Annotated in this window: 32 protein-coding genes; 1 reads left to right on the top strand and 31 read right to left on the bottom strand. The window is 40.5% G+C overall.

Going from position 1 to position 17,863, the window contains the following annotated elements; translation table 11 throughout:
- Positions 1–11: 11 nt before the first annotated feature.
- The 7 genes from SJY39_RS09735 to SJY39_RS09705 form a co-directional block, all read right to left on the bottom strand.
- Complete coding sequence (locus tag SJY39_RS09735; RefSeq protein ID WP_390241886.1) at positions 12–497, bottom strand: hypothetical protein; 486 nt, start codon at positions 495–497, stop codon at positions 12–14.
- A gap of 92 nt (positions 498–589) precedes the next feature.
- Positions 590–1,297 (bottom strand): hypothetical protein, encoded by a 708-nt coding sequence (locus SJY39_RS09730; RefSeq protein WP_390241885.1) that lies wholly within the window; start codon positions 1,295–1,297, stop codon positions 590–592.
- A gap of 89 nt (positions 1,298–1,386) precedes the next feature.
- Positions 1,387–1,557 (bottom strand): hypothetical protein, encoded by a 171-nt coding sequence (locus SJY39_RS09725; RefSeq protein ID WP_390241884.1) that lies wholly within the window; start codon positions 1,555–1,557, stop codon positions 1,387–1,389.
- A gap of 188 nt (positions 1,558–1,745) precedes the next feature.
- Positions 1,746–1,934 carry a hypothetical protein gene (locus tag SJY39_RS09720; protein WP_390241883.1) on the bottom strand — a complete coding sequence of 63 codons (189 nt, stop codon included), beginning with the start codon at positions 1,932–1,934 and terminating at the stop codon, positions 1,746–1,748.
- A 63-nt stretch (positions 1,935–1,997) separates the two neighbouring features.
- Positions 1,998–3,077, bottom strand: coding sequence for a hypothetical protein (locus tag SJY39_RS09715; protein ID WP_390241882.1), 1,080 nt, complete (start codon positions 3,075–3,077; stop codon positions 1,998–2,000).
- A 337-nt stretch (positions 3,078–3,414) separates the two neighbouring features.
- Entirely contained in the window at positions 3,415–3,804 is a 390-nt protein-coding gene (locus SJY39_RS09710) for a hypothetical protein (protein WP_390241881.1), read from the bottom strand.
- Positions 3,805–4,087: 283 nt separating this feature from the next.
- Entirely contained in the window at positions 4,088–5,140 is a 1,053-nt protein-coding gene (locus SJY39_RS09705) for a J domain-containing protein (RefSeq protein ID WP_390241880.1), read from the bottom strand.
- 324 nt (positions 5,141–5,464) lie between these two features.
- Here SJY39_RS09705 and SJY39_RS09700 point away from each other — a divergent pair, with 324 nt between their 5' ends.
- On the top strand, positions 5,465–7,258 hold the full coding sequence (locus SJY39_RS09700) for a hypothetical protein (protein WP_390241879.1): 1,794 nt from the start codon (positions 5,465–5,467) through the stop codon (positions 7,256–7,258).
- A 222-nt stretch (positions 7,259–7,480) separates the two neighbouring features.
- On the opposite strand, the gene SJY39_RS09695 is transcribed toward SJY39_RS09700, so the two are convergent.
- From SJY39_RS09695 to SJY39_RS09580, 24 genes are all read right to left on the bottom strand, one after another.
- Entirely contained in the window at positions 7,481–7,897 is a 417-nt protein-coding gene (locus SJY39_RS09695; RefSeq protein WP_390241878.1) for a hypothetical protein, read from the bottom strand.
- A 118-nt stretch (positions 7,898–8,015) separates the two neighbouring features.
- Complete coding sequence (locus SJY39_RS09690; RefSeq protein ID WP_390241877.1) at positions 8,016–8,672, bottom strand: hypothetical protein; 657 nt, start codon at positions 8,670–8,672, stop codon at positions 8,016–8,018.
- 25 nt (positions 8,673–8,697) lie between these two features.
- Entirely contained in the window at positions 8,698–9,009 is a 312-nt protein-coding gene (locus SJY39_RS09685; RefSeq protein ID WP_229636397.1) for a hypothetical protein, read from the bottom strand.
- Positions 9,010–9,062: 53 nt separating this feature from the next.
- Positions 9,063–9,260 (bottom strand): hypothetical protein, encoded by a 198-nt coding sequence (locus SJY39_RS09680; RefSeq protein ID WP_229636394.1) that lies wholly within the window; start codon positions 9,258–9,260, stop codon positions 9,063–9,065.
- Positions 9,261–9,272: 12 nt separating this feature from the next.
- Positions 9,273–9,656 carry a hypothetical protein gene (locus SJY39_RS09675; protein WP_390241876.1) on the bottom strand — a complete coding sequence of 128 codons (384 nt, stop codon included), beginning with the start codon at positions 9,654–9,656 and terminating at the stop codon, positions 9,273–9,275.
- Positions 9,657–9,714: 58 nt separating this feature from the next.
- Positions 9,715–10,200 (bottom strand): hypothetical protein, encoded by a 486-nt coding sequence (locus tag SJY39_RS09670; protein ID WP_229636392.1) that lies wholly within the window; start codon positions 10,198–10,200, stop codon positions 9,715–9,717.
- Positions 10,201–10,310: 110 nt separating this feature from the next.
- A complete protein-coding gene (locus tag SJY39_RS09665; RefSeq protein ID WP_390241875.1) occupies positions 10,311–10,649 on the bottom strand; it encodes a hypothetical protein in 339 nt (112 codons plus the stop codon).
- A gap of 20 nt (positions 10,650–10,669) precedes the next feature.
- Positions 10,670–11,176: a hypothetical protein gene (locus tag SJY39_RS09660; RefSeq protein ID WP_390241874.1), complete on the bottom strand. Its 507-nt coding sequence runs from the start codon at positions 11,174–11,176 to the stop codon at positions 10,670–10,672.
- 84 nt (positions 11,177–11,260) lie between these two features.
- The gene (locus SJY39_RS09655) at positions 11,261–11,860 is read right to left on the bottom strand and encodes a hypothetical protein (protein WP_390241873.1); all 600 of its coding nucleotides are present in this window, start codon (positions 11,858–11,860) and stop codon (positions 11,261–11,263) included.
- Positions 11,861–11,873: 13 nt separating this feature from the next.
- Positions 11,874–12,332, bottom strand: a complete 459-nt coding sequence (locus SJY39_RS09650) for a hypothetical protein (RefSeq protein ID WP_390241872.1) — start codon at positions 12,330–12,332, stop codon at positions 11,874–11,876.
- 14 nt (positions 12,333–12,346) lie between these two features.
- Positions 12,347–12,523: a hypothetical protein gene (locus SJY39_RS09645; RefSeq protein ID WP_390241871.1), complete on the bottom strand. Its 177-nt coding sequence runs from the start codon at positions 12,521–12,523 to the stop codon at positions 12,347–12,349.
- A gap of 14 nt (positions 12,524–12,537) precedes the next feature.
- Positions 12,538–12,783: a hypothetical protein gene (locus tag SJY39_RS09640; RefSeq protein WP_390241870.1), complete on the bottom strand. Its 246-nt coding sequence runs from the start codon at positions 12,781–12,783 to the stop codon at positions 12,538–12,540.
- A gap of 8 nt (positions 12,784–12,791) precedes the next feature.
- Positions 12,792–13,433 (bottom strand): hypothetical protein, encoded by a 642-nt coding sequence (locus SJY39_RS09635; RefSeq protein WP_390241869.1) that lies wholly within the window; start codon positions 13,431–13,433, stop codon positions 12,792–12,794.
- A 10-nt stretch (positions 13,434–13,443) separates the two neighbouring features.
- On the bottom strand, positions 13,444–13,641 hold the full coding sequence (locus SJY39_RS09630) for a hypothetical protein (protein WP_390241868.1): 198 nt from the start codon (positions 13,639–13,641) through the stop codon (positions 13,444–13,446).
- Positions 13,642–14,061: 420 nt separating this feature from the next.
- On the bottom strand, positions 14,062–14,451 hold the full coding sequence (locus SJY39_RS09625) for a hypothetical protein (protein WP_390241867.1): 390 nt from the start codon (positions 14,449–14,451) through the stop codon (positions 14,062–14,064).
- Positions 14,452–14,475: 24 nt separating this feature from the next.
- Positions 14,476–14,784: a hypothetical protein gene (locus SJY39_RS09620; RefSeq protein ID WP_390241866.1), complete on the bottom strand. Its 309-nt coding sequence runs from the start codon at positions 14,782–14,784 to the stop codon at positions 14,476–14,478.
- 15 nt (positions 14,785–14,799) lie between these two features.
- The gene (locus SJY39_RS09615; RefSeq protein ID WP_390241865.1) at positions 14,800–15,123 is read right to left on the bottom strand and encodes a hypothetical protein; all 324 of its coding nucleotides are present in this window, start codon (positions 15,121–15,123) and stop codon (positions 14,800–14,802) included.
- Positions 15,124–15,147: 24 nt separating this feature from the next.
- Positions 15,148–15,408: a hypothetical protein gene (locus SJY39_RS09610; RefSeq protein ID WP_390241864.1), complete on the bottom strand. Its 261-nt coding sequence runs from the start codon at positions 15,406–15,408 to the stop codon at positions 15,148–15,150.
- A 21-nt stretch (positions 15,409–15,429) separates the two neighbouring features.
- Positions 15,430–15,708: a hypothetical protein gene (locus tag SJY39_RS09605; RefSeq protein ID WP_390241863.1), complete on the bottom strand. Its 279-nt coding sequence runs from the start codon at positions 15,706–15,708 to the stop codon at positions 15,430–15,432.
- Between the two features lie 7 nt (positions 15,709–15,715).
- Positions 15,716–16,012, bottom strand: coding sequence for a hypothetical protein (locus SJY39_RS09600; protein WP_390241862.1), 297 nt, complete (start codon positions 16,010–16,012; stop codon positions 15,716–15,718).
- Entirely contained in the window at positions 15,994–16,341 is a 348-nt protein-coding gene (locus tag SJY39_RS09595; RefSeq protein ID WP_390241861.1) for a hypothetical protein, read from the bottom strand. The genes SJY39_RS09600 and SJY39_RS09595 overlap by 19 nt, the downstream gene beginning before the upstream one ends.
- 119 nt (positions 16,342–16,460) lie before the next feature.
- Positions 16,461–16,742 carry a hypothetical protein gene (locus SJY39_RS09590; RefSeq protein WP_390241860.1) on the bottom strand — a complete coding sequence of 94 codons (282 nt, stop codon included), beginning with the start codon at positions 16,740–16,742 and terminating at the stop codon, positions 16,461–16,463.
- Positions 16,743–16,769: 27 nt separating this feature from the next.
- Complete coding sequence (locus tag SJY39_RS09585) at positions 16,770–16,997, bottom strand: hypothetical protein (protein WP_229636388.1); 228 nt, start codon at positions 16,995–16,997, stop codon at positions 16,770–16,772.
- 112 nt (positions 16,998–17,109) lie between these two features.
- Positions 17,110–17,863, bottom strand: a 754-nt coding sequence (locus SJY39_RS09580) for a hypothetical protein (RefSeq protein ID WP_390241859.1), incomplete at its 5' end; no start/stop codon positions are given.

Here is a 17,863-nt window from a genome sequence, read left to right as displayed (position 1 = left end):
TGGAAGTCTGGTTAAACTCGGATCACTTCAACGTAGTCAAACGATAAAATTTCATTTGCGTCGTAATGAACAAAGTGAGCTTGTATGATCTCAGCCACCAGCTCATTCACAGAAATATTGAAATGATCGGGGCTAAAATTGCTACGACATACGTCAATATCCATGAGGCGTTGAAACAAACTCCGCTCTACTTGGATATGGAGCCCTTTATTCCCATTCTCTTTTAGAACTTCACAGTAGGTTTCCGTTACGGCTTCATTAGGTACAAAAACCAATGCCGGTACCCAGTCACCACTACCATCACCCGCTTGAACACACTCAATAGTATCAGGAACAACGATGCTGTAATCCTTAGTTGAATGCTGAACAAGCTTACGAGCGGCGTTTGTAACGGGTTTGGAGAGACGTAGAGTGTTGTCACAGGTCACTGCTAGGCAATTAGTGAACTCCTCTTGAATCCCTACGAGTTGAAGAGGGGTGTTTATTGGGTCTGACATGGGATAATTCCTCAATTTAGATGGCGAGAAACTAACAATTGCCCAGTGGGAAATTGTTAGTTATCCCGCAAAGACATAATGTTTTTTGTTGGTTAGAGTTCCAGCTGCCCGATAGAATCAATGTGAAATTCAACGTGGTTGCTTTCATGGTCGATTAGATATCCATAAAGTAACGCTTCAGCTTCGTCTTCACTCTCAGCTCTACAAGTAAATAGAATGGGGGAGCCCCCTTCGTAGTGCCAAATAACAGCGTAGTTAGGTTGTTTGTCCAATATGCTTGTTTGAATAAACTTCTGCATTGAACAGGCCACGTTATTAACCCTTTCTAGTACATCACTTGGACTGCTGTTACCTAATGTCAGACATAGGTGCTTTTGGATAAATTCAGTTCGCTCGTTGGTAGCGCTATTGAAAAGCTCTTTTGGTAAGGGCTTAGTTAAAAATGCACCTGACGCTTCAATTTTACAAAGCAATTGGAGGTCCGTATCTAAGTCTAAAGTTTCGTAAGGCGAGTGAATTTCAGTAGGAATCGTTTCGCTATAACTAAAGATGAATTGTGGGTTCGCAACTTTGTACTCCACACACTCTAGTAGATCTCTGCATTGGATTTTCGTAGCTATGCGGCCTTCTCCTTCTACCACGTTGAAGATTGGCAGTTCTGAAAGGTCATCGTCATGAGCATGATGAGTTCTAGTAAAAGCTAAAATTTCAGCTTCACAGTCAGATATTGGCGCAAAGGCAATTGTCCAGACTGAATCTAAAACACGTTGAATCGCAATAATAGGTTTGGTTGTAGGCATAGTGTATTTCTCATAAAAAGCGAAACACTACGCCTATACGGGAAGTGTCCCGCAGGGAGGTTTTTTAAGGTAAGAAAGTTAAGAAGTTCTTATTTCGATTTAAACTGCATATTCATAGCTTTGATGAACGCTAAAATGACCAGCAAGCCAATCCCAATATGAGAAGTAGCAAAAGCGGCACTTGAAGAGATCAAAGAAAGCTTAAAAAATAACAGAGTCAAACAGATGAGTGTAATTGCTAAGAGGGCGGTGTATTTCATATGTAATTTCCTTGTGGGATGAGAGCTAATAGCTCTGAAGGGTAAATTCGCAGAAGCGCGAGGGTTAATAAGTGATGCAAGCATGAGCTTTGATAACTTTAAGCATCGGTGTTATCTGTTTCATAGGGAAGATTACATCTGTTTTCGCATATAGTAAAGGCCGCACAAATGGCGGCCTTTATGATCTATCAATGTTGGTTTTCTATCATCGCTATGATTTCAGGTTCGGTATATCCTTGCTGGGCCAGAAAATACAATTGCTCCTTCATTCCATCGTTGTTAATTCGAGAGGCTTGTGCCGAAGCAGTCTTATCGACTACATCGTCAAGATGATCGGCTTCATATCCTAATTTCATTAGCTTATCGATGAGTGTCATGGTTGTCTCCTTAAGGGGGATATGGTGGTAATGTTTGATGGACAATGTTGTTAATAATAACTCTCAGGTTAACTTATCTAGAGTAAGGCTAGATGCTGTTTTATGTGCATTCTTGACTTCGTTAAGGCTGTTCACGTATTGCTTTATGCGGGAAGGAGCGGAAAGAGTGGATCTATTGATCTTGTTCCCTTCGAAGTTTTTAGAAAATGAATCGATGTGATCATTCATTTTGTAGTGATAAAGAGCTCTTAATAAGAAGCTCCAGGATGTCGTCTCAAGTTTAACTATTTTGTCTTTAAGTTCATGTAGTTCAAGTCTAAATTCTGATTGCGTCTCATCCACTAAGGTTCGTATTTTCTTCATGCGTCTCGATTCTGGTAGGTAAAGTAGAACCAAAGGTCTAATGAAGATTACAAAAAATACCGCCCCCAAAATGGCAGTGATTGATGGATCATATAGCGGGTAGGATATTGCAATTATAGTTAATGCCATGCTTTTGATGAAATCATCAGCTTGTTCTATCTTATCCTTTTGTTTTTTTTGCGCTTGCAGCAGCGTTTCTAATTTTACTGGGTATAACAACTCGTCACAGGAGTTTAGGCTGATTGAGTCACTGATAGAAAAATGTTCGATATTAGTGGCATCGTCAACATACTCACTCATTGGTAGAAGTGAGTTTTCGAAGTTGCTTGGCAAGAAGTTACCGACCATTTTACTAGACTCAGATGTTCGATCTTCTATTGATAAGCCAATTTTCTCCCAAAAATAGACTCGACGATTATGATCTTTAAGACCGTTATTATTCCCCGCGTTAGATAAGCGACCATGAATTTTAAGAGGAGAACGCCCTCCCGCATTCAGGTAATGTAATGTATTCGCAACCAAAAATTGTCCATACCCTTTATTGTTTAGTTCAGGGGTATTACGCCCATTCCCAACAAGGTCGCTCAAATAGACTGTCGACACTTTACCCTCGCGGTGATCCATCTGGCAGGTAAAGGTGATAGGCCCAAGATTTGGTTTGTCACTTAATATCAATGTTGATGTTAAGTAGGTTGTTAGATGGTCGTAATTGATGCTAACCAAGACGTTTCTATGCCTTACTGATGCGTTATAGCTTAACTCTTTATCGTGTGGGTCCATATCGCCCTCTCATTTGATAGAAGTGTTGATACAACCATAAAACGATAATACAACCATAAGTTGATATTTTAGGTTCTAGGTCACTGTTATTAAAGACCATTAACTATTGTCTTTGCTATAAAAAGGCCAGTTAAACCAGTATCACTATATGCTTGCAATTCACAAAAATAATTTATTATCAATTACTTAGGATTAGCACTTTATAGTTGTATCAACAAGAAGCCAGCACTCAATGTTGAGTGCTGGCTTCTTAGTTTGTCTATTAAGGGGGCAAGCCCCCATAAATGATTTTTTATTGCAAGGCTACTACCAATCAAGAACGGCAGGAGCTTGGTTACTACAATTTATAGGCAGCAAGCCAATCATTGTAATCATCATCTTCTTCGATGAGAGTATAAATGCCTCTATCATCGCGCTCAATTAACTCGTCTTGTTCGTTCAGAGTAATCTCGATTTCGGAGCCTTCAATTTCATCGAGAGCGAAACCTGTCGATTTCATATATGCGTCGTACATCGATTGTTTTGTCGAGTAAATATCGCAACCTGCTCTTAACAGATAGTCAGAGTCAAACTTGTTCCATGCCTCTTTAGTGATTTGGAAATAGTGCCCATGCTCATTGATTAAATAAATCATATCTATGTGGCTATCTAAGCGTGGAACGCTTTCTGCAGTTAATGGCGCTTTAGCGGTTTCAGCTTTTCGAGAAAGGTCATCATTATCGTTCATAATCTTGTTTCCTTTTGGGAGCTTGCGTTTAAATTGGGTAATCTAACTCATTTTCAAAGCATGATTGCTGGTGGTGATGTCGATCCCGAGTACTTTTGCAATCAATACATAATCGAGCAACGTCACAATAACTTACGTTGAATTGCTGGGCTTCAGCGGTTATTTGTTCAATATCCCTGAAGGATAAAGGTCTTTGGCAGTTTTCACATGGTTGTGATTTATTCATAAAAAGTTCCTTTTGGGTAATAGGCTCTCGCCAATGTGTTAGTCCACCAGCGTGGAGTTAGAGGAAGGGTAGGTTTAGTTTTATAGGACTTGATGTGATGTAACGATTGTCTAAATTTAGCTTGAGTTCGTACTTTGCTTTATGGCGCCAAAATTCAAGCTGATATTTCCCATCACACTCAGTTATCTTAAGGCGTTCTGTTAACTCAGGGATTTCGAATATAAATAGTGGGTTACATATCATTTGCTTTTGTACTTCGTGGCCATAGATGCTTCCATCGCTCAGCATGAAGTTATGGAACTGACCAGTAGCAATTATACGATAAAGCAGGCTGATACTGGGTCCTCGTTTCGCATGCAGCGCTTTAAGTATTTCGCTCTGTTTTACTGGAGGAAGCACCAACATGCTAGCAGGACTAAACAACCGGCGACTAGACTCCATGTAAGTAGAAACCGTACATTTACGTAAGATGTCTTTATCGATATCAATCGTAGATAGCTTGGTTATTTTTAGGAGCATTTCTGATAACGAATTGGTTTCTACGCTCTCGAGCAAATGAGTCAATACTCCCCAGGTACTTAGATTGCTATGTTCAGCTAGCTGATATTCAATATTTACACAAGTAGCTTTGGTAGTTTTACCAAAATTGGAAGTGTCATAGATTTGAATACTTCCAGACTCATCGTTAAGTGGCGTAAGGTTCACTTGGAGGTATGTATCGGTATAAAAGGTGAATTTGTTAGGTTTTACAGTTCTTGAATTTAGTGAGCCCATCTCGTCGTCAGTAACAACGAATTTAGAATCGACTAGGTCGACCATGGAAGACCAACTGGGTACTCCAGCTTTGTATAACGGATGATCGTGGAGGTTTTGGGTTATGAGATGTGCGAGCAGTATTTTTTCTAGAACCCTTTTTGTAGCACTAGGATCGGAAAGAATAATGTCTTTCATCTTGTTTATGGTAACCATTTCGTCATGGTTATCGTTTCTATCTGGGTGGTGCAGTAAAGCAGCTCTTTTTAAACAACGCTTAATCAGCCCCATATTGATAGCTTCATTAGGTTGGTCTGAGTACTGCAATATTTGATTAATAGCTTGATTGAGGTTCATGTTAGTTCCTTTTGGGGGAGGGAGCTTAAAGCTCTAAGTTGTTAAAGGTTTGGGTAACCGAAGGTAGAAAAGGGCACACGTTAAACGTTCGATGCTATAAGTGCCAATGCATCATTTTTCAAAACAAGAGTAGCATTATAGGAAGTTACCGACAACTAATGGTAACTTGTGGTCTATAACTGCTGATTATATACTTAAAACTCCAAAGTGACTTAGGTGCTTAATGTCACACGACCAATTGGTTTGCACCACTTACCCATCATTCACCTTACGGTGACCTTTGTATACTTGAGCTTTAAGCTCTCTCCCCACAAGGATTTTACTATGTTAGCTGCAATTGATAATTTTGCGCTTGACGCACATTCACTATCTTCTTTTTCCTCTGACACTATAGAGCGAGCAACGAGAAGACCGGTTTTACAAGTTGTAAATAATAAAACTACCCGCGAAATCTACTATCTACGTGCATGGGCAATTGATGTCATTAAACGCGTAATCCCTAACTGGAAAAACATACAAATAGATACAAGCAACCCTAATTCAATTCACTTTTTAGGTATGAGCGGAGGCGTTGATTCGAGCGTTTTGGCCGCTTGTTTAGCCTTATTGTTTCCTGAAGTTAACTGGAAAGCCATCTTCTGTGATACAGGCGACGAACCCGCTAGTGTCCCAGTTTTGTTGGATTGGATAGAAGAGCTTACGGGAATGTCGATTGCGCGAGTGCATGAAGACGATCTATACGAACGAATTGAAGGCAATGGTTATCTACCTAGTCCGGTTACCAGGTGGTGTACTGTAACGCTCAAGATAGCCCCGTGGTCCCGATATATTAAGGAAAATTTCATTCAATCATCAGAAGGAGCTACCCCTGTATTTGCATATAGTGGCTTGAGATATGATGAAAGAGACCGCATTGGAATCATCGGTATTAAAGGAGTTACAACGGTACATCCATTTATTGCTGAAGATGTTGCAGTTGATAGGCAGCAGGTATGTGAAATAGGTGCAGAGCTCAATCTACTCAACTCTTCGTACTATCGAGGCCGTTCTCGGTCGGGATGTATGTCTTGTCCATATCAAACCGCGCAAGAATGGCTTAGTTTGCTTACTTGGCACCCGAAGAACTTCAACAAAGCCGCTTCTGTCGAAAAAATGCCTCAATACTTACTTGATCGCTTTAAAGTTGAGCGTGATTTTTGTGTGAAGGATAAGGGGTTCTATAACCTTTACCCAATGAGTGCAATTGTCCGTGATAGTAAGGCCACCCTAGAAGTTCATAACATCTTTAATGGAATTGAAAGGGTAGATGAGGAAGGTAGGATTACTTGGGATTATGAGCCTCTTGTGAATAAGCAGAGTGGCCGTAAGCGTAAAAGTAAACCAAAAGTAGATAAGTCGTCTGAGGATCAATTAGATATGTTTGGTGGAATGTTGATACCAGAAGAGCAGGGGGTTGCTTCTACTGAAAGTTCGGAAACCTCCGATGAGGTTAACTCAAACGAGGTTATTGTGGAGCAAGAGACTACTTTGTTTGTTGCATTTGAACACTATAAGTCAGAAACGATGACAATGTTTTCGTTTGGAGAGGACCCGCTGCAATCAGTTTGGCAATCACGTTTAATAACTTACTCAACATCTAAAGGTGGTATTACCCGATCTCTCCATGGTTATTATTACCACCGAGCTATGTCCTCAAGTTCAGCTTGGCGTGATATTGAGCATTATGATAGAGAAAGTCATATTACCGTTGTTCAAATATCTTTCCCAGCAGGCATCATTCCAAAGATACACTTCGACAATATCGAAGAGCATCATTTTGGTTGGGCCCAGGGGCGCTGTCTAGCACAAATGAAGTACACCGTTGCTTGGATAAATCGCGTATGTGAAGTGTATTGTGCAAAGAGTATTGTTTCATTTGCGCAGAGAGTGGGGAAACGAACCAAATTAGTTCACGATTGTATGGCAGTTCTTGATGAATATAGGCAAGGAGGAAGTCCAAACATAGGAACTATAGTAGGTCTTGGTCACTACCGTCCGAAGCCACTAGAGCAACGGACTATAGACGACTCTTACGACGAAAATATCAAAACGTTAAAGTGTTTTGCTTGTAGTATGTAAGTAAATAACCAGCCACTCAAGTGGCTGGTTTTTTTTTATCTGCACAGTCGCTACAGAAAACCTTGATCAATGAAACATCTAGTGGCTGGACGCAAGATGTCGAATTAATAAATTCTATTTGTTGAATTAGAGTAGTTCGAGTCTCCCCTACAAAAATGTCGCGCTTACATTTGTCGCACTTGCACATAACTTGTTCGGTCATTTGTTTGTCCTCACCATTCACTAAAAATGCTTAATGTTGATGTCAATCCCGCAAATCTCGTTGTGTCCTTCTTCTAAATTAAGGTACTGATTGCTTGAGCACTTCGGGGTTCGGACATTGACCAGAAAATCTTGAAAGGTTCCAGCTCCTTTTATTGAGAAGATGGTTTGAGGTTTGGGGTCACCAACTATAGATGATTTAGCGAAGGTGTATTGTAGAAAATAATTAGGGTTTACGCTGGTAGATTTAATGCCTTCAGGTTTGTAAATTTGGTAGTTCATGTGAGTGCCAATTATTGGCTGTTGGAGTACTAGTATTAATTTGTTTCTCTCACCAGTATTCAGATGTAATGCTATGTTCGCTGGTGGATTTGGCTGCTCATAAGATGAACAGCCCAAAAGTAAGCTAGATATAATTGCTGTAAAATAGATTTTCATTCGATTCACTCCGTTTTAGAGTGATCAATGATAGATACAAAATACCAATTACCAAGCAACGCCGCATAAATAACTCATGTGTGATAGGAGAGGAGGTGTAAGGTAGATTTAAGCCGTTCTAAACAGTTAAAAGGTTATCATCGAAGGGGTACTGGCGAAGCTTGCTCATAACGGTAGTAGACCCAAAGGGTGCATATACGTTTTCAAGCCGGTATTGCTTTGCGGTACCGTATATTTCACTTTGAATATCTTCAACGTCAAGAACTTCAATGATATCTATAATTGTCGGGTTTAATACTAAATGCGAGCGTCCGTGTAAGTAACTATCAACAAAGGCTCCGCTTTCGAAGTCTCTAAGCACATCAATTCCCATTGAGCTAAGCAACGCGCAGCGTTCTGGTTCATCGAGGAGAGGGAGTCGGTGATCTATATGAGATTCTGGTGTGTGAGCTATTTGATAATACCAATCTTCACTTTGTTTTGTTGATAACCATACAGGTAATTTATCCCAGAGCTCTTTAATATCTAAACTATGATCTTGAATAGGTTTGTTCAGAGTGAGTATTTTTGCAGATGACTTAACCTTGCAAACATAGACTAACGGCTTACCAGGTTGGCGGGTTTTGTATTTTGCGTGGTTGCAAGCTCCTTTGAGAGAAGTTGCAAAATAGATACCTTGTGCTGCGTAGGCCCCTTCGCCAGTTCCAAGTTGGCCAAGATCAAATGAGTTGAATTTTTTTGCTCTAGTTCCATGAAAGTATAGTTCAGCGGTCATGCCATTTATTCCAACTATTTAGATTCTAGGATACTGCAATGTACTTGAACGATTGCAACCCAAGCTTTTTAGCATTAGCTTTTGCCGCAGCCTTATTAATATAAGGGTGGACACCTTGTTCTGACAATCGGCGCAGTGACTCTTCTACTGAGTCAACCAGCCATACATTACCCACACAAGGTGGTGTACCGGCTATCTGTAAATGGCTTAGCTCACCTTTTTCATTTATAGAAGAAATCGTTTTTTTTTCAACATAGTGCAGATCAACGCAAACAGTTGTACCGTCATTTTTGTAGAATAGAGGGGGGCGATGTGCAGTTGTAATTAGATATCTCACTTAAATATTCCTTGTCTCTTCGTTTAGTTTTGGCCAGTGACGATGTTTCCTCTTTAAAGGTCTTCAGGTGCTAAACCTGAAGACCGCATGATTGAATCTTTCTTTTCACCACTAATTTCGGTACTTTCTAGCATAAGTAGTATGTTTGCTTTTTCGTAACGTAACCGTAGATCGGCATAAGCGCGGATATCGAATACGCACCACGCGATAAAACCTAAAAAACCAACGGCAATACCTAATAAAATTAACATTGTCATATTTTCCTATATCGAGTCTTTGTCATCATCAAAGTCTGAATCGTCGTCACATAAATCTTCCTCAGAATCTAAATCGCATTCATCATCAGAATCATCGGTAAACTCTTCTTCCATCCATCCAAGACCGATGGATTCGAAATATTCCTTCCGTGAGGGCCAGTGCCCCTTCTTGTGAAGGGCTTTTAGAGCATGGTCGTATACTTGAAACTCATTGAGTAGACTTACTTCACCCGAGTTTAGGTATATTGGTTGAGGTATTCGTCCGTTGTTACCTACCCTTACAGGTTCATCTGGATTATTGATGTCATAACTAACCGATAGTTCGTCACCAATGAGTAATATTAATCCTGGCGCTATCTCTTTACGAATCAGTTTTCTTTCGTCTGCCATGTTTTCGTATCCTAATTCGATATCCGCCTATGGTAGCGATGGGTACATGATTACCCTATTAGAACTTAGGGCAAACTTCACCCGAACTTACGGGTTTAATACATGTTATTTTCCATTCATCATCGTGACGTTCAACGGAGTATGTAAATGCGTCATTGACCACTTTTAGGTACGAAGCAGTTAGTATTCCCTCATTGATACCGTAACTAATAGGTGTTTTATAGTTCGAATAAGTAAAGTATCTATCGATAAGCTGAGCGGCTTTTTCATCTGAAATAACCTTTGTATCAACCAAAGGTGTGGCGTTTAACGAACATGTCATCACAGCCAAAGAGCCAAGGTTAGAGCCAGTTGGAGATCTGATATCAGAGTAATGACATTCAGCCTTTTCTAATGCTTGCCGCAGAGTTTTATAGACTCCATCTTCGATGCGAGAGTTTTCTGCAATAGCGTCATGTATTCGATTATCGGTCAAAGATTGGACTGCCAATACAGTAGCAACACCAGCTATAAATGACACCCCTAGATAAACAACCTTTCTCATTTCAAATATTCCTTTTTGGTTATTAGCTACACCAACCACTGTGTACTTATATAGTTTGTTTGCAAGGTGGATGTTTCCCATCTGAGGGTTTTACAGAAAAACCCTGTTTTCTAGTTCCAGTGTGAATCCAATATTGTGAATATCTGTTCGCCTGTTACCGATATTTCTACAGGCTCAAATGTGCCTTTGTGTCGATCATCAAAACGTACTCTATTGTGAGAAGTATTGACATCGTAAAGCTCAATAACACAATCAATTTTAGGTAATAGCAGATGTTCAACAACAAGCTTTAGGATTTCTTGCTTGCTCGGCAAAGCCATTTGCTCTCCTAGTGCAAGGTCTTCGAATAGATCGCCGTCCGAGAATCCGAAACGGTTGAACAGGTCATCGGTGCTTAGTGTCCACGTTTGTTCATTCCACTCTGCTCTTGGGTCGTAATTCCTCAACATCTAAAATTTCCCATATCCCGTTAATGTAACGTTTGAGGTTTAAGCAGCTTATTAACTAGCTTATCTATCTTTCGTTTCTGCGTGTACGTGAGGCGGTTGTATGGTGCAGAATCAAAGAGATCACTTAAATCTCCACCAGCATCACCAGTTTTAGTCGGGTTTACTGGGCTTTTAGAACCATCCTCGGATTTTTCTACCATCCATAGTGTCACATCAACAGAGTTTCTAGTTCTTACGCTGAACATGACCCCTTCTTGGCTATCAAGTTGTTCGGTTGGTCTGACGCCATTTGCTGCGCCCATTTGGACAGTTGCCATAAATGTGTAAGTGACAGCTTCCAATTTCTGCACGAGTCTTCTAAGGGCAAGGATGCAACTGCGCTTTTCATCTTCGTTCGAAAAGGGAACGGCAAATGCCCGTACTTCTCCATTTTTGGCAGTAATAACGCAAGTGGGCATTACATCTACACCTTGGCTAAATCGAAAGTCGATATATTCTTTTTGCTGCTCTTGGTTACTAAAATCCATCACTTAATCTCTTGATTATCACTTCTGTCAAAGGCACTCAAATCAGTCTGCTAAATGCCTTTTGCGGAAGCTCGATTTTTCCTACTAATTAAAGAACTTTGTATCAAAGGTATTGACCGCAAACTCTGCCAAAGCATGGCTCATATTTTGGCCGATTAGTTCGGGTAACCGACCATCAAAGTGCTCGTTATTCAATTCGACAAGCGACGCTGCAAACTCCTTCCCTTTGCCCCTTAAAAAGTGCGATTCAATTTGAAAGAGTAGAAATGTGGATTCACTCCATTCATCTGACTCAAATGCTTTACTACCATTGACGGCAATCATTCTTGATAGTGCGCCAATAGCAAGGGCATACCAATACTCATTATGAGGAGTAGAGCAAAGTTTGGTTCGAGCTCGTGTATAAGCAAGTAACCTTGGATCATTATCTGGGGGTGGTTGATTGTCTCCAAATTGAAGTGCTTGTTTAGCATCTGTCATCCAAACAGCCTTATTGCCTTCTTCGATTATCTTATTGATCAGGACATTAAATTTTGGATTTTTGATCCCTTTAGTAAAACCATTAGCCCACAATCTATCTGATGGAAGTGGTGCGTCTCTAACTGGGTTCTTTGAGCTACAGTAAGTAGGTACGATGTTTTTGTGCAAGATTAGCTCAGCTGCCAATTCGATTCCTTTCTTCATGTTATGTTTCCTTCTACACTGTTGGAGCTAAAAGTGGTGAGTAATGACTACCGAAGTCATTCGTTGTGTTGTGGTAGCCGATTTTTGCTTCCTCACCAAACTTCATATTTCTAGAAGTCCGATCGGCTTGGACCAATGCTCTTGCAGCTGTTTCGAGAAGGTAACTCCAATCTAGCTCATCTGGAATCTTTAGTTGATGAACCAGATCGGCCCTCAGTTCCTCTAACGTTGCGCCTGCTAATTCAGCTTCGATGTGAGCAGACAGTTCTAAGAGGCTCGACCACAAAGTGTATTCATCAACGATTAGTCTACCGACATCGGGACCTGGGGCACCTTCAAACTCTCCCAATAACTCAACGGTCTTACCGTCACTAGTAACCTGTAGGTCGTGTGAGTGGTTTGATGAGCCGTCATCGAAAACAGTCCAAATCGCACCATTAACGCAGACAAAATATCCCAAAATTGCTTTCATTTCATTTTCCAGTGTTAGGTTTTAATAAACTTCAGCCATCGACCACTGTGATAACAGCAACCCCAGCCACCGCAAAACACAGCTAATCCACCAGCGATTTGCGATGGTAAATTAGCATCGATAGCGATCACTGCAAGTCCACAAAGTGAGCCTATGATGCTAATAATGAAGCGCAACAATTGCTTATCCATACAGTTCCAATTTTTTAAGTTAGCTGACAGGAGGAATGCTTAACTACCCATCCTTTGATTTCTTTTTTTTCAGCGTTAGTTAAGCTGAGGATGTACTCTTGTGAACGCATTTCAGAATGTTCGAATTTAATTTCACTCAGTTTGTGCCGAACAAGAAGGTTATGTGCCTGAATGCCGATCATTAGTTCATGCTCTGGTAAAGGCCGAACAAGAGAAATAATTGCACCACCATGAGTCTGAAGCTCTTCTAAAGTAACCATCCTGTTTCCTATGACCCATTTCTTGTTATATATTTGCTTGCTGTAGCTCTTGAGTAGCCTTGAGCAAGCATTAACATGCGTATAGATTCTTCTCTTTGCTTGAGGTCGGGCGACTCAAAATACTTATATGTAGTTGGGCGTGTTTTACGTTCGAGCCACTTCCGCACATTGGTTGAATTGTGGTTAGGGAGCGTAGCAAAAAAAGCAGCTTCTTCTTTCAATTCAGGATTGGCTTTTTTAAAGTATTCCACTCCGATCAATGCCGCATTATTGGCTATAGCAATATCACACAAAAGATTACGAGCGGCTTTGACCCCTTCATCGTCACGCTCTTTTATGCATAACTCTAAACCCGCTTGCCCATAACTTACTGCTTTTTCAGGATTCCCAGTCTGTAGGTACATTCGACCAATGTAACCATAAAACGTATAAAGAAAATCAAGGCTACCGATCTCTTTCTCAAAGCAGAGCAAATCTTCCAAAAGCTTCGTGTTTTCATCAATATTGAAATTTGGATCGTCAAAGCCACGAAAGGCTGCACATATATTGAAAAATCGAGATGCCAGCTCATGTCCATTCTCGATTTGCTGACTCAGTATGCCTTCCTTGACTGCATTGATATGACTATATAGTTTTTGTATTTCATCCATGTTCAGTTTCCTAATCCGATTTTTCGCTCAAGTTAACCAAATTAACCTTTTGCTTTTGGTCTTCTGGAAGCAGTTTTTGAAGCGCATCAACTGTATCTTGAGTCGTTGCACCGACCTCGATCACTTTAATTGGCGAACCACTCTTAGCTCGCTCTTCGAGTATGGTTTTCATATCAACTTCTGTTCGATTATCAGTACTATCACTCATGACTATTTATCCTTTGTTCAATGGCCGCAAACACAGTCCATATTTCCTATCTTAGAAGTGTTCGTTCTGGTTCTTGATTCGCCTTTCGATATCACGCTGTCTTCTACTATTGATGAATGTTTGAATTATCGTGTACACACTCGCAATCGCCGTTATGGTCAGAGCATACAATGTGACTTTTGACCTTGTTTCTTGCGACCAAGATTGAGAATCTAAATAATTAAAAGCAAGTAGAACTGAGCCCACTATTAACAAGCTAAAACAAAGCTTTTTATAGAACTGAAACACTAAAGGACTTGAGCGCTTCTTAAAGCTTGGTTCGAACGCTGAATTTAGGTTGTTTAGAGCAATAGCCCCTGAAACAATCCCTGCGAATATCAATGTAAATCCAATCCATACGAGCATATTTGATGTTTCCCATTAGGCCGTGACTAGGGTGTGAGCCCCAAAATTGTATAAAGAAAGATTGTCAGCTAGCTCTTTATTGCGTGCTAAGAGCTCAACGCAATTCTTTTTATCCCAAAGCAAGATAAGCCATGGGTCATCTTCTAACCCTTCAAGTTCGTCGCGTTGATCATTTAGTTCATAAAGACTCGATACCAAATGAGCATTTTCAAACTTTCCACCGCCAGTAACCATCCGAGTTTCAAATGTACATTCTTTTAAATTAAGAGCACTGTGATAAGCCAGAAACGAGAATAGCGCCTCATTGGAGTAGTCACCATCTGGAGATAACCCGTCTCCACCAGACCGCAGTATAGCCACAGCTTCATTCGTTTGTGAGCAAAACAGATGTTGTGTTGAACTCATTATTTCGATTCCTTTAGTTTCCCACTATCTAATTACTGGAATTTCTGTCGAGTATTCAGCTTCATCCATGCCAGCAATATAGACTTTTGACGCTAGAGTTTGAGACAGTTTCGGAATGACGCTTTCAGCATCACCAGAAGAAAACACAAGCTCTTTATTCTTGCAAACTACCACTTTGACTAACTCCGAATCGTCGCCTAGAAACGTAGTTACTATGTTCTTAGCGCTGTTAAGGTCAGCATTACTTTTAACGCTGATAGAAAGCTGCTTGACTTGAGCGATGTCGCCATTGCTAGCAAAACCAATAAATGCCAATTGTTTCAATTCGTTCATTTGATTTTTCCTATCCTAGTTAAGCTCATTCATACTCTCTAAATCGGTGTTTACTGACCGTATTGACAGTATGAGTAAGTACCGTTCATCATCTGGCATTGAGCTGTAACCATGCGATACAGGAACAACATGCCCGTAAACGCCAGTAGCCACGCCGAAAGAAATCCCGTACTCGGTTTTTTGAGGAATGGACTTTTTAAGCCAATCAATGAATTGTTGTTTAGCCCAAGGGTTCGGCATCGACTTTGTGATAGTCTGAGGTAGCGAGTTTAAGTGCGCCAATGCCGCTTCAATGTCAGAATCGCTAATGATCAGCTTTCTATTTTTCTTTCCAAACATAAGTGCCGATTTTCCTATATGTAGTTAGATGACTTCATAAGACAAGTCAAGCGCATAAAAGTGGTAAGTAACCTCAGCTCCTAGGTTCCTTGTGCGAATGCCCGCAACCGATACAATACAGTCATCTTTTCCATAAGCGGTATAGGTTTCATTTACTCCTTTTTCATTGCTATGGTCGATGACGACAGTATTTCCAACCTTGCTTTGTTCATTCTTCCAGTTTTCGGCATTTTCATTAATCAGTGGTAACACTGTTTTGTCACCAGATAGTCTAATTTTGGTCATTCAATGTTTCCCATCACTAAATTACTTACTTTTCTGCCAAGTGTTCTTGTAATTTGGCGCTAAAGAATCCGCTCCAAAAGCAGCAATTACAACACGATTTTCAGTGTCAAAAACATGTGACCAATCGACAGTTAATGTTCCGCTTTCTTCATCGAAGACTGTATTTTCAGTTTCAAACGTAATGCCGATGAGTTGTTCTGCTGTGGTCTTTGCGGTTTCTAGGTTCGAGCTAGCGCTATGGTAATCGTGTGCTCCACCATCAGGATAATGACGACTTCCTGCAAATATTTGATATCTCATATGTTTCCTATTTCACAAATTGATAGAAGTCGTTCTTCATTTCTATGAAAACGTCAATATTCTCTAGGCCGCTAATCGTAGATCGTTTCGGTATCGATACTGACCAACCAGAACTATCTTGCTTCCAAGTTACTTCTTCGACTTCATCAAAATACACCTTCAATTTTTGAGCGAAAGACATATGATACAGATAAAGTGGATACTTAAATAAAGAACTTGGCTTTGTAAAAGAAAGGGTAAGCAGGTAACTCGGCTTGTCTCCTTCCGAAAGAGGTTCTAGCTTTTCTAGATGTTTGCAACCCATGATTTTTCCTCATTGATGTTTCTAGTTAGTTTTGCTTTTCGGTCTAGAAACAGACTTACAAGTTGAGGCAAAAGAGACTCACATGAACCGACTGTACTCCAGTACGTAGGATGGCCCCCGCAAATATCTGCCGCGTTATGAGCAACGTACCATTCGCTAGAGTTAGGAGCTATCGGCTCCAAAGACAAGTATTCACCCTCGGACATTCCACCATCATCATACTGAATTATCCAAATTCGATCTGAACCAGCATTGTCACTTGGTTCATGCGGCTCTACGTTGATGTTTTTTCCTAAATGTTTAAGTAACTCTTGAGTTAGGTGATGCATATTCACTTCCTATGCCCAGTGTTTGTCTAATACGTCGAAGAGCTGTTCGCTTGCCGCAGTGATCTCGACTCGCTCAAATCCCCCTTTGTAACTGTCATCAATGCACACTAACAAACATCCTACATGTGCTTGAGCAAGTCTAAATCGTTACCTCGGCCTGTTTCTTTCAGTAGCTTCGCCATAGCTTGGGCATAGGTGTTGCCATCACCTTTAGGCTGAATCACCGCGACCTTATGGCCAAGTTTTTCTAACTGGATACGCTCCGCTTCAGCTTCTTTAGCTACTAGGTTCATCACAGTACTGTTCATTTGAATACCAAGCATAGGCTGAACGTAGTAACCCTTTAGATCACCATCCTCAACCAACTGCCAATGTTTAAGATTGTTAATATCAAAACCCATAATTTCCTCGATGTTTCCAATATTAAGTTAGTTACGTTGAGACTCGCGTTGTTGTGCTTGACGCCTAATCTCATTAGATTTATTGACTTGTGCACCTTGAATAACAGTCTTAAGGAAAGCCTGTTTGTTTTCAGCGTTGTTCCAATTATTCAGGTTCTGGCGCGAAGTGTTTGCGTATTTAGCTAGCTCATCAACATCGTTGAACCCTGCCATAATTGCCAATTCAGACAATTTATACTGAGGTGAAAAACTCAAAACATACCTCTTTAAATAAACCCTTATACGTAAAAATACTTTACGTATAAACTCATATTAGTAAAAATACTTTACGCAATCAACAGTGCGCGTAAAAATATTTTACGTGTAGCTACTTAAACATTACACTCGCTTTTTCCCTTAAACTATTCCAGTTAATTTCGGTATAGTCTTCTTGGCTACAGATGTCGCGATGATGTAGCAAATTCTGTATTACCTGCTTCATTTCTTGATCATTGCATTTTTTACTCAATATCTTTTGAGTAAGCCTGCTAATTGTATGGCGACCCGTATGAGACGAACAACCTGCATGACCATAGTCACGATAGAGAGCTTTGATGGTGTTCTGCATACTTGTGCAGACTTCGTATTTTTTTCCCTTCACTGTTTTCTTCAGCAATGCGAACGGCTTCCAATCACCATGATGGTTACTCATAAATACGGGACTTTCTGGATCTAATCCTCGGTAACGATCTTGGCCTTTGCCGTAGTTCAACCCTATTCGATGCTTTACTCTAAGACTTAGCCATTGATCTATATAGTATCGCTCTTGGTCGATAATTACTGGCGCGATTATTGGACTACTTCCTTTCGTGGCGCTGGCTCTAATTCTAGTCAACCGCATCAGTTCACCATTGGCGTATAACGCTTCTTTTACTAGCCACTTCGAGCATTCAATTGCACGAAAAGCAGAGCCGAGAGTAGTCCACAATATTGCTTGGTTGCGAGCAGCTATAAGCGGGTCGACCCCTTCATTATCCAAGCGAGTGATGAGGCTATCGAAGTCATTTAGAGCTATCACATCAGGTTGTTTAATCGCTTTTTTCGGTGGATTGAACACCCATTTGAAATTGTTCTCATCAGAA

Source organism: Vibrio sp. R78045, from assembly GCF_042466085.1.
Taxonomy (GTDB): Bacteria; Pseudomonadota; Gammaproteobacteria; order Enterobacterales; family Vibrionaceae; genus Vibrio; species Vibrio cyclitrophicus.
Note: the sequence above shows the minus strand (reverse complement) of the source record. Positions and strands in the feature narration are given on the sequence as shown.

Coding starts and splice junctions, on each gene's coding strand:
- SJY39_RS09735 (WP_390241886.1), bottom strand. CDS start 497: ATGTCAGACCCAATAAACACCCCTCTTCAACTCGTAGGGATTCAAGAG.
- SJY39_RS09730 (WP_390241885.1), bottom strand. CDS start 1,297: ATGCCTACAACCAAACCTATTATTGCGATTCAACGTGTTTTAGATTCA.
- SJY39_RS09725 (WP_390241884.1), bottom strand. CDS start 1,557: ATGAAATACACCGCCCTCTTAGCAATTACACTCATCTGTTTGACTCTG.
- SJY39_RS09720 (WP_390241883.1), bottom strand. CDS start 1,934: ATGACACTCATCGATAAGCTAATGAAATTAGGATATGAAGCCGATCAT.
- SJY39_RS09715 (WP_390241882.1), bottom strand. CDS start 3,077: ATGGACCCACACGATAAAGAGTTAAGCTATAACGCATCAGTAAGGCAT.
- SJY39_RS09710 (WP_390241881.1), bottom strand. CDS start 3,804: ATGAACGATAATGATGACCTTTCTCGAAAAGCTGAAACCGCTAAAGCG.
- SJY39_RS09705 (WP_390241880.1), bottom strand. CDS start 5,140: ATGAACCTCAATCAAGCTATTAATCAAATATTGCAGTACTCAGACCAA.
- SJY39_RS09700 (WP_390241879.1), top strand. CDS start 5,465: ATGTTAGCTGCAATTGATAATTTTGCGCTTGACGCACATTCACTATCT.
- SJY39_RS09695 (WP_390241878.1), bottom strand. CDS start 7,897: ATGAAAATCTATTTTACAGCAATTATATCTAGCTTACTTTTGGGCTGT.
- SJY39_RS09690 (WP_390241877.1), bottom strand. CDS start 8,672: ATGACCGCTGAACTATACTTTCATGGAACTAGAGCAAAAAAATTCAAC.
- SJY39_RS09680 (WP_229636394.1), bottom strand. CDS start 9,260: ATGTTAATTTTATTAGGTATTGCCGTTGGTTTTTTAGGTTTTATCGCG.
- SJY39_RS09675 (WP_390241876.1), bottom strand. CDS start 9,656: ATGGCAGACGAAAGAAAACTGATTCGTAAAGAGATAGCGCCAGGATTA.
- SJY39_RS09670 (WP_229636392.1), bottom strand. CDS start 10,200: ATGAGAAAGGTTGTTTATCTAGGGGTGTCATTTATAGCTGGTGTTGCT.
- SJY39_RS09665 (WP_390241875.1), bottom strand. CDS start 10,649: ATGTTGAGGAATTACGACCCAAGAGCAGAGTGGAATGAACAAACGTGG.
- SJY39_RS09660 (WP_390241874.1), bottom strand. CDS start 11,176: ATGGATTTTAGTAACCAAGAGCAGCAAAAAGAATATATCGACTTTCGA.
- SJY39_RS09655 (WP_390241873.1), bottom strand. CDS start 11,860: ATGAAGAAAGGAATCGAATTGGCAGCTGAGCTAATCTTGCACAAAAAC.
- SJY39_RS09650 (WP_390241872.1), bottom strand. CDS start 12,332: ATGAAAGCAATTTTGGGATATTTTGTCTGCGTTAATGGTGCGATTTGG.
- SJY39_RS09645 (WP_390241871.1), bottom strand. CDS start 12,523: ATGGATAAGCAATTGTTGCGCTTCATTATTAGCATCATAGGCTCACTT.
- SJY39_RS09640 (WP_390241870.1), bottom strand. CDS start 12,783: ATGGTTACTTTAGAAGAGCTTCAGACTCATGGTGGTGCAATTATTTCT.
- SJY39_RS09635 (WP_390241869.1), bottom strand. CDS start 13,433: ATGGATGAAATACAAAAACTATATAGTCATATCAATGCAGTCAAGGAA.
- SJY39_RS09630 (WP_390241868.1), bottom strand. CDS start 13,641: ATGAGTGATAGTACTGATAATCGAACAGAAGTTGATATGAAAACCATA.
- SJY39_RS09625 (WP_390241867.1), bottom strand. CDS start 14,451: ATGAGTTCAACACAACATCTGTTTTGCTCACAAACGAATGAAGCTGTG.
- SJY39_RS09620 (WP_390241866.1), bottom strand. CDS start 14,784: ATGAACGAATTGAAACAATTGGCATTTATTGGTTTTGCTAGCAATGGC.
- SJY39_RS09615 (WP_390241865.1), bottom strand. CDS start 15,123: ATGTTTGGAAAGAAAAATAGAAAGCTGATCATTAGCGATTCTGACATT.
- SJY39_RS09610 (WP_390241864.1), bottom strand. CDS start 15,408: ATGACCAAAATTAGACTATCTGGTGACAAAACAGTGTTACCACTGATT.
- SJY39_RS09605 (WP_390241863.1), bottom strand. CDS start 15,708: ATGAGATATCAAATATTTGCAGGAAGTCGTCATTATCCTGATGGTGGA.
- SJY39_RS09600 (WP_390241862.1), bottom strand. CDS start 16,012: ATGGGTTGCAAACATCTAGAAAAGCTAGAACCTCTTTCGGAAGGAGAC.
- SJY39_RS09595 (WP_390241861.1), bottom strand. CDS start 16,341: ATGCATCACCTAACTCAAGAGTTACTTAAACATTTAGGAAAAAACATC.
- SJY39_RS09590 (WP_390241860.1), bottom strand. CDS start 16,742: ATGGGTTTTGATATTAACAATCTTAAACATTGGCAGTTGGTTGAGGAT.